This window comes from Stutzerimonas sp. NM35, assembly GCF_054604355.1.
Map to the genome: position 1 here is coordinate 119648 of NZ_CM137728.1, position 14482 is coordinate 134129.

At 60.9% G+C, this 14482-nt stretch carries 16 protein-coding genes; 14 read left to right on the forward strand and 2 right to left on the reverse strand.

Translation table 11 applies throughout. The features are described from left to right. Positions 1-57 precede the first annotated feature (57 nt). Both ACYCFC_RS00585 and ACYCFC_RS00590 read left to right on the forward strand, forming a co-directional pair. Positions 58-312 (forward strand): FAD assembly factor SdhE, encoded by a 255-nt coding sequence (locus ACYCFC_RS00585; protein WP_459652841.1) that lies wholly within the window; start codon positions 58-60, stop codon positions 310-312. After that, positions 296-751: a protein YgfX gene (locus ACYCFC_RS00590; protein ID WP_459652842.1), complete on the forward strand. Its 456-nt coding sequence runs from the start codon at positions 296-298 to the stop codon at positions 749-751. Before ACYCFC_RS00585 ends, ACYCFC_RS00590 begins: the two co-directional genes overlap by 17 nt. Here the strand turns inward: ACYCFC_RS00590 and nadB are convergent. Then, entirely contained in the window at positions 720-2333 is a 1614-nt protein-coding gene (gene nadB / locus ACYCFC_RS00595) for an L-aspartate oxidase (protein ID WP_181084843.1), read from the reverse strand. The two genes, ACYCFC_RS00590 and nadB, sit on opposite strands and share 32 nt — an antisense overlap. 353 nt (positions 2334-2686) lie before the next feature. Between nadB and rpoE the strand changes: the two genes are divergently transcribed. The 12 genes from rpoE (at position 2687) to pdxJ (ending at position 13293) form a co-directional block, all read left to right on the forward strand. Then, complete coding sequence (rpoE, locus tag ACYCFC_RS00600) at positions 2687-3268, forward strand: RNA polymerase sigma factor RpoE (protein WP_014851841.1); 582 nt, start codon at positions 2687-2689, stop codon at positions 3266-3268. Positions 3269-3299: 31 nt separating this feature from the next. Continuing rightward, complete coding sequence (locus tag ACYCFC_RS00605) at positions 3300-3893, forward strand: sigma-E factor negative regulatory protein (RefSeq protein ID WP_181084841.1); 594 nt, start codon at positions 3300-3302, stop codon at positions 3891-3893. A gap of 8 nt (positions 3894-3901) precedes the next feature. Further along, a complete protein-coding gene (locus ACYCFC_RS00610; protein WP_459652843.1) occupies positions 3902-4846 on the forward strand; it encodes a MucB/RseB C-terminal domain-containing protein in 945 nt (314 codons plus the stop codon). After that, positions 4843-5349: a SoxR reducing system RseC family protein gene (locus ACYCFC_RS00615; RefSeq protein WP_181084838.1), complete on the forward strand. Its 507-nt coding sequence runs from the start codon at positions 4843-4845 to the stop codon at positions 5347-5349. The genes ACYCFC_RS00610 and ACYCFC_RS00615 overlap by 4 nt, the downstream gene beginning before the upstream one ends. Beyond that, positions 5330-6736, forward strand: coding sequence for a DegQ family serine endoprotease (locus ACYCFC_RS00620; RefSeq protein ID WP_459652844.1), 1407 nt, complete (start codon positions 5330-5332; stop codon positions 6734-6736). The genes ACYCFC_RS00615 and ACYCFC_RS00620 overlap by 20 nt, the downstream gene beginning before the upstream one ends. Positions 6737-6900: 164 nt before the next feature. Then, the gene (gene lepA / locus ACYCFC_RS00625) at positions 6901-8700 is read left to right on the forward strand and encodes a translation elongation factor 4 (RefSeq protein ID WP_181084834.1); all 1800 of its coding nucleotides are present in this window, start codon (positions 6901-6903) and stop codon (positions 8698-8700) included. Position 8701: 1 nt separating this feature from the next. After that, positions 8702-9556, forward strand: a complete 855-nt coding sequence (gene lepB, locus ACYCFC_RS00630) for a signal peptidase I (protein ID WP_181084832.1) — start codon at positions 8702-8704, stop codon at positions 9554-9556. A gap of 89 nt (positions 9557-9645) precedes the next feature. After that, on the forward strand, positions 9646-10023 hold the full coding sequence (locus ACYCFC_RS00635; protein WP_181084830.1) for a DUF4845 domain-containing protein: 378 nt from the start codon (positions 9646-9648) through the stop codon (positions 10021-10023). Continuing rightward, positions 10020-10709: a ribonuclease III gene (gene rnc, locus ACYCFC_RS00640; RefSeq protein WP_181084828.1), complete on the forward strand. Its 690-nt coding sequence runs from the start codon at positions 10020-10022 to the stop codon at positions 10707-10709. Before ACYCFC_RS00635 ends, rnc begins: the two co-directional genes overlap by 4 nt. Beyond that, positions 10702-11610, forward strand: a complete 909-nt coding sequence (era, locus tag ACYCFC_RS00645) for a GTPase Era (RefSeq protein WP_181084826.1) — start codon at positions 10702-10704, stop codon at positions 11608-11610. Before rnc ends, era begins: the two co-directional genes overlap by 8 nt. A 242-nt stretch (positions 11611-11852) precedes the next feature. Next, positions 11853-12554: a DNA repair protein RecO gene (gene recO, locus ACYCFC_RS00650; RefSeq protein ID WP_459652845.1), complete on the forward strand. Its 702-nt coding sequence runs from the start codon at positions 11853-11855 to the stop codon at positions 12552-12554. Then, on the forward strand, positions 12547-13293 hold the full coding sequence (gene pdxJ, locus ACYCFC_RS00655; protein ID WP_459652846.1) for a pyridoxine 5'-phosphate synthase: 747 nt from the start codon (positions 12547-12549) through the stop codon (positions 13291-13293). Before recO ends, pdxJ begins: the two co-directional genes overlap by 8 nt. A gap of 148 nt (positions 13294-13441) precedes the next feature. Here the strand turns inward: pdxJ and ACYCFC_RS00660 are convergent, their stop codons facing one another. Further along, positions 13442-14440 carry a LysR family transcriptional regulator gene (locus ACYCFC_RS00660; RefSeq protein WP_181084820.1) on the reverse strand — a complete coding sequence of 333 codons (999 nt, stop codon included), beginning with the start codon at positions 14438-14440 and terminating at the stop codon, positions 13442-13444. Between the last annotated feature and the right edge of the window lie 42 nt (positions 14441-14482).

A 14482-nucleotide genomic window follows, 5' to 3' on the forward strand; every position in this document is an offset into this window, starting at 1 on the left:
CGTGTCGGGCGCTGCGCCTGTGGCTATAATGCCGGGCTTCAAACGAGGAACATGGGCATGGTCGAACAATCCGAACTCAATCGTCTGTTCTGGCAGAGCCGTCGCGGCATGCTTGAACTGGATGTCCTGCTGGTGCCTTTCACCCAGGAGGTTTATCCGCAGCTGGATGAAGAGAATCAGCGCCGCTATCGCGAGTTGTTGAGCTGCGAAGACCAGGACATGTTCGGCTGGTTCATGGAGCGCTCCGAACCGGATGACGAGGACTTGCGCCTCATCGTTCGCATGATCCTCGATCGTGTCCAGCCCAAATAGTCAGCCGTTCGAGTGCCACTGGCGGGCGTCGCGCCTGTTGCTGGCGCTTTATCTGACGGTGCTGGCACTGGCGGTTGTCACCCTGCTGGTGCTGCCGGTCCCGCCGTGGCTGCGAACGTCCGGCCTGTTGCTGTGCCTGCTGCATGCCGGCTGGGTGATCCCGTCGCGCATTCTGCTTGCGCGTGATGCGTCCTGGCGTGGCCTGCGTCAGGATCAGCAGGGCTGGTCCCTGTGGAACCGGCGCGGCGGCTGGCAGCCCGTGCAGTTGCGGCCCGACAGCCTTGCGCTGCCATCGATGGTTATCCTGCGTTTCAGGGCGCCGGGGCAGTGGTTTGCCCGTGGCCTCTGCGTCGCGCGGGACGCGATGCCGCCGGAGCAGCATCGACGCCTGCGGGTACGGCTGAAGTTCAGTCGACGTAGGTGGGCGGCACCAGAATAGTGTCGACGGCTTCGGGCAGCGCCTCGGGGTAATCCAGGGTGTAGTGCAGGCCGCGGCTTTCCTTGCGCTGCATCGCCGAGCGAATCATCAGGTCGGCTACAAGAGCCAGGTTGCGTAGTTCGATGAGGTCGCGGCTGACCTTGTAGTTGGAATAGAACTCGTCGATCTCACCCTGCAGCATGCGTACCCGGTGCTGGGCGCGCATCAGGCGCTTGTTGGTGCGGACGATGCCGACGTAATCCCACATGAAGCGCCGCAGTTCGTCCCAGTTGTGCGCGATGATCACGTCTTCATCCGAATCGGTTACCTGGCTCGCGTCCCAGCTCGGCAGTGCGCCTTGCTCTTCGATGCTCGGCAACTCGCGGAGCATGTCCTGCGCGGCGGAGCGGGCGTAGACGAAACACTCCAGCAGCGAATTGCTGGCCATGCGATTGGCCCCGTGCAGGCCGGTAAAGCTGGTTTCGCCGATGGCGTAGAGGCCCGGAATGTCGGTCCTGCCGGCCTGGTCGACGACAATGCCACCGCAGGTATAGTGCGCGGCGGGCACTACCGGGATGGGTTCACGGGTGATGTCGATGCCGAATTCCAGGCAGCGCTCGTAGACGGTGGGAAAGTGTTCACGGATGAAGGTGGATGGCTTGTGGCTGATGTCCAGGTAGACGCAATCGATACCGAGCCGCTTCATCTCATGGTCGATGGCGCGTGCGACGATGTCGCGCGGGGCCAGCTCGGCGCGCTCGTCGAAGCGCGGCATGAAGCGTTCGCCGTTGGGTAGCTTGAGCAGGGCACCTTCGCCTCGTAGCGCCTCGGTGATCAGGAAGCTCTTGGCCCTGGGGTGATAGAGGCAGGTCGGGTGGAACTGGTTGAACTCCAGGTTGCCGACCCGGCAGCCGGCGCGCCAGGCCATGGCGATGCCATCGCCACAGGCGCCGTCAGGGTTGCTCGTATACAGGTAGACCTTTGCCGCCCCGCCGGTTGCCAGCACGACGAACTTGGCCCGGAAGGTATCCACTTCACCCGTGGCGCGGTTCAGCACATAGGCACCCAGGCAGCGCCTGCCGGGCAGACCGAGCTTGTACTCGGTGATCAGATCGACCGCGACGCGTTGTTGCAGCAGGTCGATATTGGTTCTGTCCTGGGCGCGGGCGAGCAGGGTGTTGAAGATTGCCGCGCCCGTGGCGTCAGCCGCATGAATGATGCGGCGATGGCTATGGCCGCCTTCGCGCGTCAGGTGATATTCGAAACTGCCGTCCTCGCGGTCGGCCTCGTCGCGGGTGAACGGCACGCCCTGTTCGATCAGCCACTGGATGGCTTCGCGGCTGTGTTCGACGGTGAAGCGCACGGCGTCTTCATCGCAAAGGCCGGCGCCGGCGACGAGGGTATCGGCGACATGGGATTCCACCGTGTCGGTGGTGTCCAGCACGGCAGCGACACCACCCTGGGCCCAGTAAGTCGATCCGTTGGCCAGGTCGCCCTTGCTGAGTATGGCGACGCGTAGCGTCGTTGGCAGGTTCAGTGCCAGCGTAAGGCCAGCGGCGCCGCTGCCGATGACAAGAACGTCGTATTGATGATGCTGGCTCATTTGAGATCTCGCTTTGGAGGCGCGGGCAGTATATAGAGTGTCTGTGGCGGCAAAAAAGCGCTCGCGCATTTTCTTAGGTTGCTCAGGAACTTTTCATGCCAGGCCCTTTCTATAGATAGTTGTGGATACAAGCCGGGTGCTCACCGAAGAAAGTGGGCGGAAGGCTTTTGCTGTGAAATACCGGGAGGCAGCGTCAACCGATCAGGTTTTCCGCGTTGCCTGCCAATGCCGTCAGGCGTGTGCAGTACAGCTTGCTAGGAAGGGGGAGAACTTTTGCGCAAAGCCCGGGTCTATTCTGGCAGGTCAGCTCGCTGGCAGGAGCAGCACCCCTTCCGGGTCATGAAGGAGTGTTTATGCTAACCCAGGAGCAGGACCAGCAACTGGTCGAACGAGTACAGCGAGGAGACAAGCGGGCTTTCGATTTGCTGGTATTGAAATACCAGCACAAGATCCTTGGGCTGATCGTGCGTTTCGTGCATGACTCCCATGAGGCGCAGGATGTTGCGCAGGAAGCCTTCATCAAGGCCTATCGGGCGCTGGCGAATTTTCGCGGCGACAGTGCCTTTTATACCTGGCTGTATCGTATTGCAATCAATACGGCGAAGAATCATTTGGTGGCCAGAGGGAGACGGCCACCGGACAGTGATGTCAGTTCCGAAGATGCGGAGTTCTATGACGGCGATCACGCCCTCAAGGACATCGAGTCGCCGGAGCGAGCGCTTCTCAGGGATGAAATCGAAGATACGGTCCACCGAACCATACAGCAGCTTCCGGAAGATTTGCGCACGGCTCTAACACTGCGCGAATTCGATGGTCTCAGTTATGAGGACATTGCAAACGTCATGCAGTGTCCGGTGGGTACAGTCCGCTCTCGGATATTCCGGGCGCGGGAAGCCATAGATAAATCGTTGCAACCCTTGTTGCATGAGTCCTGAGACAGCGGCGACAGCCAAGAGAGGAACCGCCATGAGTCGTGAAGCCCTGCATGAATCGCTGTCCGCAGTGATGGATAACGAAGCGGACGAGTTAGAATTACGTCGAGTGCTCGCAGCGGATGGCGATAGCGAGATGCGTGCAACCTGGTCGCGTTATCAGATTGCGCGTGCCGCCATGCACAGGGAGTTGATCGAGCCCCGCATGGATATTGCTTCGGCGGTATCCGCTGCCCTGGCCGATGAGCCGACCATCAGTGTCGTCAAGCCGCAGAAGTCCGCCTGGCGCAATATGGGTCGCCTGGCGGTTGCCGCCTCGGTGACCGTGGCTGTACTGGCGGGTGTTCGTCTGTACAATCAGAGCGAAGTCGCCGGGCCGCAGATGGCGCAACAGGCTGCCCAGCCGAGCATTGCCGTGCCGCAAGCTGCTCAGGGGCCGGCGGTATTGGCTGGCTATAGCGGCAGTGACAATGCCGGAGCGATGGACGCCGAGGCTTCCGCTGCCGAAGGCTGGCATGAACAGCGTCTGCCTGCGTATGTACGCCAGCATGCGCAACAGGCTGCCTTTGGTAGCGAGTCTGAAAGTGCGTTGCCCTATGCGCGCGCCGCCAGTATGGAAGATCGTTAAGGAACAACATGCGTGTAATACCGCTTTGTGTGGTGCTCGGAGGCTGGCTGTCGATGCCGGCCTTTGCTGCTGATGCCGATGCCTGGTTGCAGCGTTTTGCGACGTCTGAAAAGAAGCAGAGCTACCATGGCACCTTCATGTATGAACGCAACGGCAGCTTTTCCAGTCATGCCGTCTGGCAATTGATCGAAAAGGACAGGCGTCATGAGCGCCTGTTGCAGCTTGACGGACCTGCGGCGGAAGTTCTGCTGGTGGATGGTCGGGTGCAGTGCGCCAGCGAGCAGCTGGCCTCCCAGGTCAGGGATGTGCAGCCGTGGCAGCAAGCGCAGCTCGATCCCAAGGCGCTCGGCCAGTGGTATGACTTCCAGTTGCTTGGTGAGTCACGAGTAGCCGGAAGGCCAACCGTGGCGCTTGCCGTACGGCCAAAGGATCAGCACCGCTACGGATTCGAATTGCATCTCGACCGCGAAACGGCGCTGCCGCTCAAATCGTTGCTACTCAGTGAAAGCGGGCAGTTGCTTGAACGCTTCCAGTTCGTTCATTTTTCACCCGATGCCGTTCAGCCTGCTGATGTCGAGGCAGGTGCGGCATGCCAGCCCGTTTCCCTGGCTGCCGAAGGCGAAGCGGTTGCGCCGCAGTGGCGCTCCGACTGGCTGCCGGAAGGCTTTCAGCTGCTCGACTCCAATGTACGTCCCAGCCCCGCTTCGGACGAGCGCGTGACATGGCTGTCCTATGGGGACGGTCTGGCGCGCTTCTCGGTGTTTCTTGAGCCATTGCGGGGCGCGGTCGTCGAGGATGCGCGCAACCAGATGGGGCCTACTGTCGCGGTGTCGAAACGTCTCACGACCGCTGATGGCGACGTGATGGTGACGGTTGTCGGCGAGGTTCCGCTCGGAACCGCCGAACGGGTCGCGCTGTCGATGCGCGCCGGGGCAGACCAGGCGTCGCGATGATAGAAGAGCCTGGGCGTGTGATTGCCGTGGAGTCCGGCGCCGTCTGGGTCGAGACGCAGCGCAAGAGCACCTGCTCCGGTTGCTCCGCCAGGAATGGTTGCGGTCAGGGGCTGATGGACCGGCTGGGCGTCCGTGAGCGGCGCGGGCTGATCCGCGCCCTCTGTGATCAGCGCCTGCAGGTGGGTGATTCGGTCGTTATCGGCATCCGCGAAGATGTGTTGCTGCGCGGTGCGGTCCTTGTTTATCTTTTCCCGCTCATCGTACTGTTCGCTTCCGCGCTGGCGGCCTCCGGGCTGTCGGCGCCGGAGCCATACGTGATACTGGCCGGGCTTGGCGGTTTCCTGGTTTCATGGCTGGTCGTGCGTGCGCGCAGCCGGCGAGCGGCAGGAGACTGCGCACTGCAACCGGTTGTACTGCGCGTCATGCTGGCCGTGGCCGGCGCTGATGCGGCGGTCGGTTCGTTTTCGCCAAGGGGGAATGATCTTGAAGGTTCAACGCACTAGCTGCTTCGCGTTCGTCGCTGCGCTGCTTTTTCTGGGGCAGGCGACGCTGGCACAGGCTCAGCTGCCTGATTTCACGCCCCTGGTCGAAAGCGCCTCGCCGGCGGTAGTCAATATCAGCACCAAGCAGAAAGTGCCGGCTCGCGCCCATCCGCAACTGCCTGACCTGGAAGGCCTGCCGCCCATCTTTCGCGAATTTTTCGAACACAGCATTCCGGGCCTGCCAGGCGGGGGGCAGCGGCGTGAAGCACAGTCGCTGGGTTCCGGTTTCATCATCTCGGCTGATGGTTATGTGCTGACCAACAATCATGTGGTGGCTGATGCCGACGAGATCATCGTGCGTCTGCCGGATCGCAGTGAACTGGAAGCCACGCTTGTGGGCGCCGACCCCCGTACCGATGTGGCGCTGCTCAAGATCGACGGCGAGAACCTGCCGACCGTCAAGCTGGGCAAATCCAGCACGCTCAAGGCGGGTGAATGGGTTCTGGCCATTGGCTCACCGTTCGGCTTCGACCATACGGTGACGGCGGGTATCGTCAGCGCTACGGGGCGTAACCTGCCCAATGAAAGCTATGTGCCCTTCATCCAGACCGATGTCGCGATCAATCCGGGCAACTCCGGTGGGCCACTGTTCAATCTGCAGGGTGAAGTCATTGGCATCAACTCGCAGATATTTACCCGCTCGGGTGGCTTCATGGGATTGTCGTTCGCCATCCCCATCGATGTCGCGATGGATATCTCCGAGCAGCTGCGCACCGATGGCAAGGTCAGCCGAGGCTGGCTGGGCGTGGTCATCCAGGAAGTGAACCGGGATCTGGCCGAGTCCTTCGGGCTCGAGCGTCCGACAGGCGCGCTGGTTGCCCAGGTCATGGATGGCGGGCCGGCGGCGAAGGGCGGCTTGCGGGTGGGTGATGTGATTCTCAGTGTCAATGACAACGCCATCGACATGTCTGCCGATCTGCCGCACCTGATCGGCACTATAAAGCCTGATACCGAGGCTCGCTTGGGCATCGTGCGCGAGGGCAGTCGCGAGACGCTGACGATCACCGTTGGCGCATTGCCGGAAGAGGGTGAGGAGGTCGCGACGGCGAGCAGTCGTGCGGAAAAGAGCAACAACCGGTTGGGCGTGAAGGTGTCGGAACTCACTGACGAACAGAAGCGCAGTCTCGACCTCTCCGGTGGTGTCGTGATCACCGAAGTGCTCAATGGCCCGGCGGCGATGATCGGTCTGCGGCCCGGTGATGTGATCACTCATCTGAACAACCAGGCCATCGACTCCGCTTCCACATTTGCTCGTGTTGCCGAGCAGTTACCGAAAAACCGCTCGGTGTCCATGCGCGTGCTGCGTCAGGGGCGCGCCAGCTTCATCACCTTCAAGCTTGCCGAGTAGAGCGCTGCATCCGATATCGGGGCGACTCGGTCGCCCTTGTCGGCGCTGCCGCCGCGCCAGCCAGGAGGTCCTGACTCGGCGTGGCGCTGAAAAAACCGATCAGGTACAATCCGCGGCTATTTTTCGGCGGGCAATCGGCCTGCGGCATATTCGAGTGTTTAGCTGTGAGTGACCTGAGTCATATCCGCAATTTTTCCATCATCGCGCACATTGATCATGGCAAGTCGACCCTGGCCGACCGCTTCATTCAGATGTGCGGTGGCCTGACAGAGCGTGAAATGGCTTCCCAGGTCCTCGACTCCATGGACCTCGAACGCGAGCGCGGCATCACCATCAAGGCCCACAGCGTGACCCTTCATTACAAGGCGCGTGACGGCAAGACCTATCAGCTCAACTTCATCGACACCCCCGGCCACGTGGACTTCACCTACGAGGTGAGCCGCTCGCTGGCGGCCTGCGAAGGTGCGCTGCTGGTGGTCGATGCCGGGCAGGGTGTCGAGGCGCAGTCGGTTGCCAACTGCTACACGGCCATCGAGCAGGGCCTGGAAGTCATGCCCGTCCTGAACAAGATGGATCTGCCCCAGGCCGACCCGGACAAGGTCAAGGACGAGATCGAGCACATCATCGGTATCGATGCGACCGATGCCGTTGCCTGCAGCGCCAAGAGCGGCATGGGCGTCGATGAGGTGCTGGAGCGCCTGGTCGCGACCATTCCGCCGCCCACCGGTGAAGTCGATGCGCCATTGCAGGCGTTGATCATCGACTCCTGGTTCGACAACTACCTGGGCGTCGTCTCGCTGGTCCGTGTCCGTCACGGTCGAATCAAGAAAGGCGACAAGGTGCTGGTCAAATCCACCGGCAAGACGCACCAGGTCGACAGCGTTGGCGTGTTCAATCCGAAACACACCAGTACGACCGACCTCAAAGCCGGCGAAGTGGGCTTCATCATCGCCGGCATCAAGGACATTCTAGGGGCACCGGTAGGCGATACCCTGACGCTGGCCAACACCCCGGACGTCGAGATGCTGCCCGGCTTCAAACGGGTCAAGCCGCAGGTCTATGCCGGCCTGTTCCCGGTCAGTTCGGATGATTTCGAAGACTTCCGCGACGCGCTGCAGAAGCTGACCCTCAACGATGCCGCCCTGCAGTACGAGCCGGAAAGCTCCGATGCCCTCGGTTTCGGCTTCCGTATCGGCTTCCTCGGCATGCTGCACATGGAGATCATCCAGGAACGCCTCGAACGCGAATACGACCTGGATCTGATCACCACCGCGCCGACCGTGGTCTACGAACTGGCACTGAAGAACGGCGAAACCATCTACGTCGACAGTCCGTCGAAATTGCCGGACCTGTCCGCCATCGAAGACATGCGCGAGCCGATCGTGCGTGCCAATATCCTGGTACCGCAGGAGCATCTGGGCAGTGTCATCACCCTCTGTATCGAGAAGCGTGGCGTGCAGCGCGATCTGCAGTTCCTCGGCTCTCAGGTACAGGTTCGCTACGACCTGCCGATGAGCGAAGTGGTGCTGGACTTCTTCGATCGCCTGAAGTCGGTCAGCCGTGGTTACGCCTCTCTGGACTACAGCTTCGAGTGCTTCCAATCGGCCAACCTGACCCGTCTGGATATCCTCATCAACGGCGAGAAAGTCGATGCGCTGGCACTGATCGTGCATCGCGACAATGCGCACTACAAGGGTCGCATGCTCGTCGAGAAGATGAAGGAGCTGATCCCCCGACAGATGTTCGACGTCGCGATTCAGGCTGCCATTGGCGGTCAGATCGTTGCTCGAAGCACCGTGAAAGCCTTGCGCAAGAACGTTCTGGCCAAGTGTTACGGCGGCGACGTGAGCCGCAAGCGCAAGCTGCTGGAGAAGCAGAAGGCGGGCAAGAAACGCATGAAGCAGGTGGGTAACGTGGAAATCCCGCAGGAAGCATTCCTCGCGGTGCTCAAGGTAGATAGTTGATATGTCGATCAATTTCCCGCTGTTGCTGGTGATTGCCGTTGCGCTATGCGGTTTTCTCGCGCTTCTCGATCTGGTGTTTTTTGCACCGCGTCGGCGGGCGGCGATAGCCAGCTACGAGCGCAGTGCCGGCGAGCTCGATCAGAGCACGCTGGAGGCCTTGAGCCGGGAGCCGGTACTGATCGAATATGGCAAATCCTTCTTTCCCGTGCTGGCCATCGTGTTGGTGTTGCGTTCCTTTCTGATCGAGCCGTTCCAGATTCCGTCCGGGTCGATGATCCCGACCCTGGAAGTGGGCGATTTCATCCTGGTCAACAAATTCGCCTACGGGATTCGGCTGCCGGTGGTCGATACCAAGATCATCGACGTCAGCGATCCGAAACGTGGCGATGTCATGGTGTTTCGCTATCCCAACGATCCGAATATCAACTACATCAAGCGTGTCATTGGCCTGCCGGGCGATGTGATTCGCTATGGCAGCGACAGGCGCCTGACCATCAATGGTCAGTCGGTGCCCGAAATGCTGGTGGGTGACGAGCCTGGCAGCCTGGGCAGCGCCAGGCTGTATCGGGAAAAACTGGGCGAAGCCGAGCACATGATTCGCAAGGAAATGCGGCGGTATCAGGTAGAGCCTGATCGCGAGTGGCGCGTGCCGCAGGGTCACTATTTCATGATGGGTGACAACCGCGACAACTCCAACGACAGCCGCTACTGGCAGGGTGCGGCGATTCCCGCTGAGCTCGCCGGCATGGTTCCTGACCGCAATATCGTCGGCAAGGCCTTTGCGATATGGATGAGTTGGTCCGATCCGAAGCTCAGCAACCTGCCACACTTTTCCCGAGTCGGCCTGATTCACTGAGTCTGTGAATCACGGCCCGGTTCCTGCGGCCCGTCCCGCTATATTTATCCAGCCCCGATCGGTGGGTAATGCACGACGTAGAGGTCGACATGAGTTTCGCTCGTTCGCAAAAAGGGCTGTCCATGCTGAGCTGGATCATGGTGCTGGCGCTGGTGGCGTTTTTCGCCAGCACGGCATTCAAGATGCTGCCGCATTACTTCGACTATATGTCCATGGACAAGATCATTTCCGGGGTAGAAAGTGACCAAACTACGGAAGTGCGCAGCGTGCGTGACTTCTACAGTCACGTTCGCCGGGGCATGGACGTCAATGGCATTCGCGACCTGAATCTGGAAGAGGCGCTGAAGGTCGTGATTGAAAACAATGAATTCAGGGTTCACCTGAATTACGAAAAGCGCGAGCCCCTGATCCGCAATCTGGATCTGGTGGCGAACTTCGACAAAGAATATCGCCTAAGGATGCCGTGAGCACTTCGTTAGCCCGTCTCGAGCGCAAGCTCGGTTATCAATTCAAGGATCAGGAGCTGATGCTCCTGGCTCTCACTCATCGCAGTTATGCCGGACGCAACAATGAGCGTCTGGAATTCCTTGGCGATGCCATTCTCAACTTCATCGCCGGGGAGGCGTTGTTCACACACTTCCCCCAGGCGAAGGAAGGGCAGCTGTCCCGTCTGCGCGCGCGCCTGGTCAAGGGCGAGACGCTGGCGGTACTGGCCCGTGGCTTCGAGCTGGGCGAATACCTGCGCCTGGGCTCGGGCGAACTGAAGAGCGGCGGGTTTCGCCGCGAATCGATCCTGGCCGACACGCTGGAGGCCCTGATCGGCGCGATCTACCTGGATGCCGGCATGGAAACCGCGCGTGATCGTGTGCTGGCCTGGCTGGCCAACGAACTGCAGGGGCTGACGCTGGTCGACACCAACAAGGACCCGAAGACCCGTCTGCAGGAGTTTCTGCAATCGCGTGCCTGTGAGCTGCCGCGCTATGAAGTGGTGGCTATCGAGGGTGAGCCGCATTGCCGGACCTTCTTCGTCGAGTGCCAGGTAGCGCTGCTCAACGAGAAGACACAGGGGCAGGGTGCCAGTCGGCGCATTGCCGAACAGGTTGCCGCTGCTTCGGCACTCATCGCGCTGGGCGTGGAGAATGGACATGATTGAACAACAGACAGAAGATGCGGTAAGCCGCTGCGGTTATGTGGCCATCGTGGGTCGCCCCAATGTTGGCAAGTCGACGCTGCTCAACCACGTCCTCGGGCAGAAGCTCGCCATCACTTCGCGCAAACCGCAGACCACCCGCCACAACATGCTCGGAATCAAGACCGAAGGCGCCGTTCAGGCCGTCTATGTCGACACCCCCGGCATGCACAAGAATGGCGAGACAGCACTCAACCGCTATATGAACCGCACGGCCTCATCGGCGTTCAAGGATGTCGATGTCGTGGTGTTCGTCGTCGATCGCACGCGTTGGACCGAGGAAGACCAGCTGGTACTCGAACGTGTTCAGTATGTCGAGGGGCCTGTGATCATCGCGGTGAACAAGACCGATCGCGTCGAAGACAAGAGTGAGCTGCTGCCGCACTTCGAGTGGCTGGCGCAGCAGTTGCCCAATGCCGAGATCGTGCCGATTTCCGCCCAGCACGGGCAGAATCTCGATGTGTTCGAGAAACTGGTGGCCTCGCATCTGCCTGAAGGCGAGCACTTTTTCCCTGAAGACCAGATCACCGATCGTAGCAGCCGTTTCCTTGCCGCCGAACTGGTGCGCGAAAAGATCATGCGCCAGCTGGGGGCGGAAGTGCCTTATCAGATCACCGTCGAGATCGAGGACTTCAAACAGCAAGGGCATGTTCTGCATATCCATGCGCTGATTCTGGTCGAGCGCGACGGGCAGAAGAAAATCATCATCGGCGACAAGGGCGAGCGCATCAAACGCATCGGCCAGGAAGCCCGCAAGGACATGGAAGTGCTGTTCGACTCCAAGGTCATGCTGAACCTGTGGGTGAAGGTCAAGAGCGGCTGGTCCGATGACGAACGTGCGCTGCATTCGCTGGGCTACCAGTAAGCGAGAAGGCGAGAAGGGCGCTGGAGGCTGGACGAAAAAGCTGATGGGTGAGTCTTCATCGTGCGGATGGTCAGGCGCTGTGAGGGCGCCTTCGGATTGTCGGATTACGCCTTCGGCTAATCCGACCTACGACGCTTTGTAGGTCGGGTCACGCTTCATCGACCCGACGAGCGCCGGTGGGGCCAGAGAAAACCTGCCATGTGAATGCATAAACCCCGCACAGCCCCCATAGTCCCGCCCATATGGATTCCATCCCCTCCCAATCCGCCTTTGTCCTGCACAGTCGCCCCTATCGTGAGAGCAGTGCGCTGGTGGATTTTTTTACGCCTCAGGGGCGGCTGCGGGCCGTGTTGCGGGGCGCGCGAGGCAAGGCCGGTACGCTGGCGCGGCCCTTCGTGCCGCTGGAGGTGGAGTTTCGGGGGCGTGGCGAGCTGAAGAACGTCGGGCGACTGGAGGCCAATGGGCTGGCGCACTGGCTCGAAGGCAGTGCGCTGTTCGCCGGCATGTATCTCAACGAATTGCTGATTCGGCTGCTGCCGGCTGAAGATGCCCACCCTGATCTGTTCGAGCACTACCTGCAAACCTTGCCGGCGCTGGCGGCGAAACGTCCGCTGGAACCCCTGCTGCGCTCATTCGAATGGCGTTTGCTAAGTGAACTGGGCTATGGTTTCGCGCTTGATCGGGACGTCTGCGGGCAGCCTATCGCCAGCGCCGGGCTGTATCGGCTTGTGCCGGATACCGGACTGGAGCCCGTCGGTCATTTTCAGCCGGGGCTGTTCAACGGTGCGGAGCTACTGGCGATGGCCGAGGCTGACTGGGACGTTCCCGGCGCACTGGCGGCGGCCAAGCGGCTGATGCGTCAGGCGCTGGCGCCCCATCTGGGCGGTCGACCCCTGGTCAGCCGTGAATTGTTCATGAACATGAAGGAGTCCCCGCGTGACTGAAGCCAATCGAATTCTGCTCGGTGTCAACGTCGATCACGTCGCGACACTGCGCCAGGCGCGCGGCACCCGCTATCCCGATCCGCTCAAGGCCGCACTGGATGCCGAGGAGGCCGGCGCGGACGGCATTACCGTGCATCTGCGCGAGGATCGCCGACATATCCAGGAGCGCGACGTTCTGATGATGAAGGACGCGTTGCAGACGCGGATGAACTTCGAGATGGGCGTCACCGAGGCCATGCTCGCCTTCGCCGAGCAGCTGCGACCGGAGCATGTCTGCCTGGTCCCGGAAACCCGGCAGGAGCTCACCACCGAAGGTGGGCTGGACGTGGCGGGGCAGGAGTCGCGCATCCGTGACGCCATCGACCGCATGACTGCCTGTGGTGCGCAGGTATCGCTGTTCATCGACGCCGATCCGCGCCAGATCGAAGCCGCCGCCCGTCTGGGCGCGCCGGCCATCGAGCTGCATACCGGGCGCTATGCCGATGCCCAGGGTGTCGCCGAACGTGCCGTCGAGCTGGCGCGCATTCGCGAGGGCGTGGAAGCGGGGCTGGGCCATGGCCTGATCGTCAATGCCGGCCACGGGCTGCATTACCACAATGCCGAAGCCATCGCTGCGATTGAGGGCATCAACGAGCTGAACATCGGCCATGCGATCGTTGCTCATGCGCTGTTCGTCGGCTTCAAACAGGCCGTTATGGAGATGAAGCAGCTGATCCTGGCCGCTGCGCCGCGGGCTTGATGCTTTTGGCGCGCAGGCTCAGGCCTTGCGCGCAATCAGCACCGCACGTATCTGTGCGCGGTGATCTTCCGGTGCCAGCGTGGTGCTTTCGTTGCCTCGGTCACCCGGAGTTTCTGCATCAGCTCATCGCTCCTGAGCAGGCAGTCTTTCAGCTCCAGCAGGTCGGTTGATCACTGCCTCTGGAGTTGAATTCGATACCCTGAAGATCGTTGGTAAGAGCGTGACGCATACTCTCAATCAGTTGTCGGGCCGTAGAAGTAATGCCTTTGTATGGTGGTGTCAGGGCGTAAAGAGTGGCAGGTGGTAAATGCTCACTGGGGCAGGCCAGTTTCAGGTTCTGTGCGGCCAAGTCTGTACTGCAGGCATAAAGTGGCAAGCAGGCCAGACCCAGCCCGGCACGGGCGGCTTTGAGTAGTGTCTGGGTATTTTCGGCGAGCAATGCTGGCTGATGGATTTCTCGTGGCCCACTCTGTAGTCGCCAGGCTTGGGGCTGAGTGTTGGCTCCGAGCGTCAAGAGGTTGTTGTCAGCGATGCCGTCCAGCGTTGATGGGTTGCCCAGGCTCGTCAGCAATGCGGGGCTGCCCACGATCACCATGGATAATTCGGCGAGTGGGCGGGCTACGATATTACTGTCTTCGGGTACCTCGTTCAGGTTCAGTGCCAGATCGAGGCGTTGGGTGGCGAGATCCACTGGCCGGTCTTCCAGGATCAGCGCGAACTGTACTCTCGGGTGGCTACGCTGGAATTCAGCCATAGCGCCCAGAACCCAATCCGCTAGTGCGCTGGGAGCCGCCAGCCGAATCAAGCCGGATGGCGTGTTGTTGGTTTCCACTGCGCACTGAAGTGCAGCCTCCAGGGCTGAGATCATCTCCAGTGCGTGCCGATAGATCTGCTCACCGACCGTGGTCATGGCAAACAGGCGGGTGCTGCGGTTGAGCAACTGCACCTTGAGTACCTGTTCGAGCTGGGCGATGCGCCGGCTGAGGCTGGATTTGGCGATCCCGGTGCGTTCGGCTGCGCCAGAAAAGCTCCCGGCTTCGACGACTTGGGCGTACCAGTAGAGATCGCCCAGGGTTCTTGCTGTAGTCGAGGTTTTTGGTTGTTGTTTTTGGGACGCTCTGTTCGCCCTGGGAGAACGTTCGCTCATTATTCCCTCCGTATTATTGCGCTATCTTATTTGCCGCTTTGC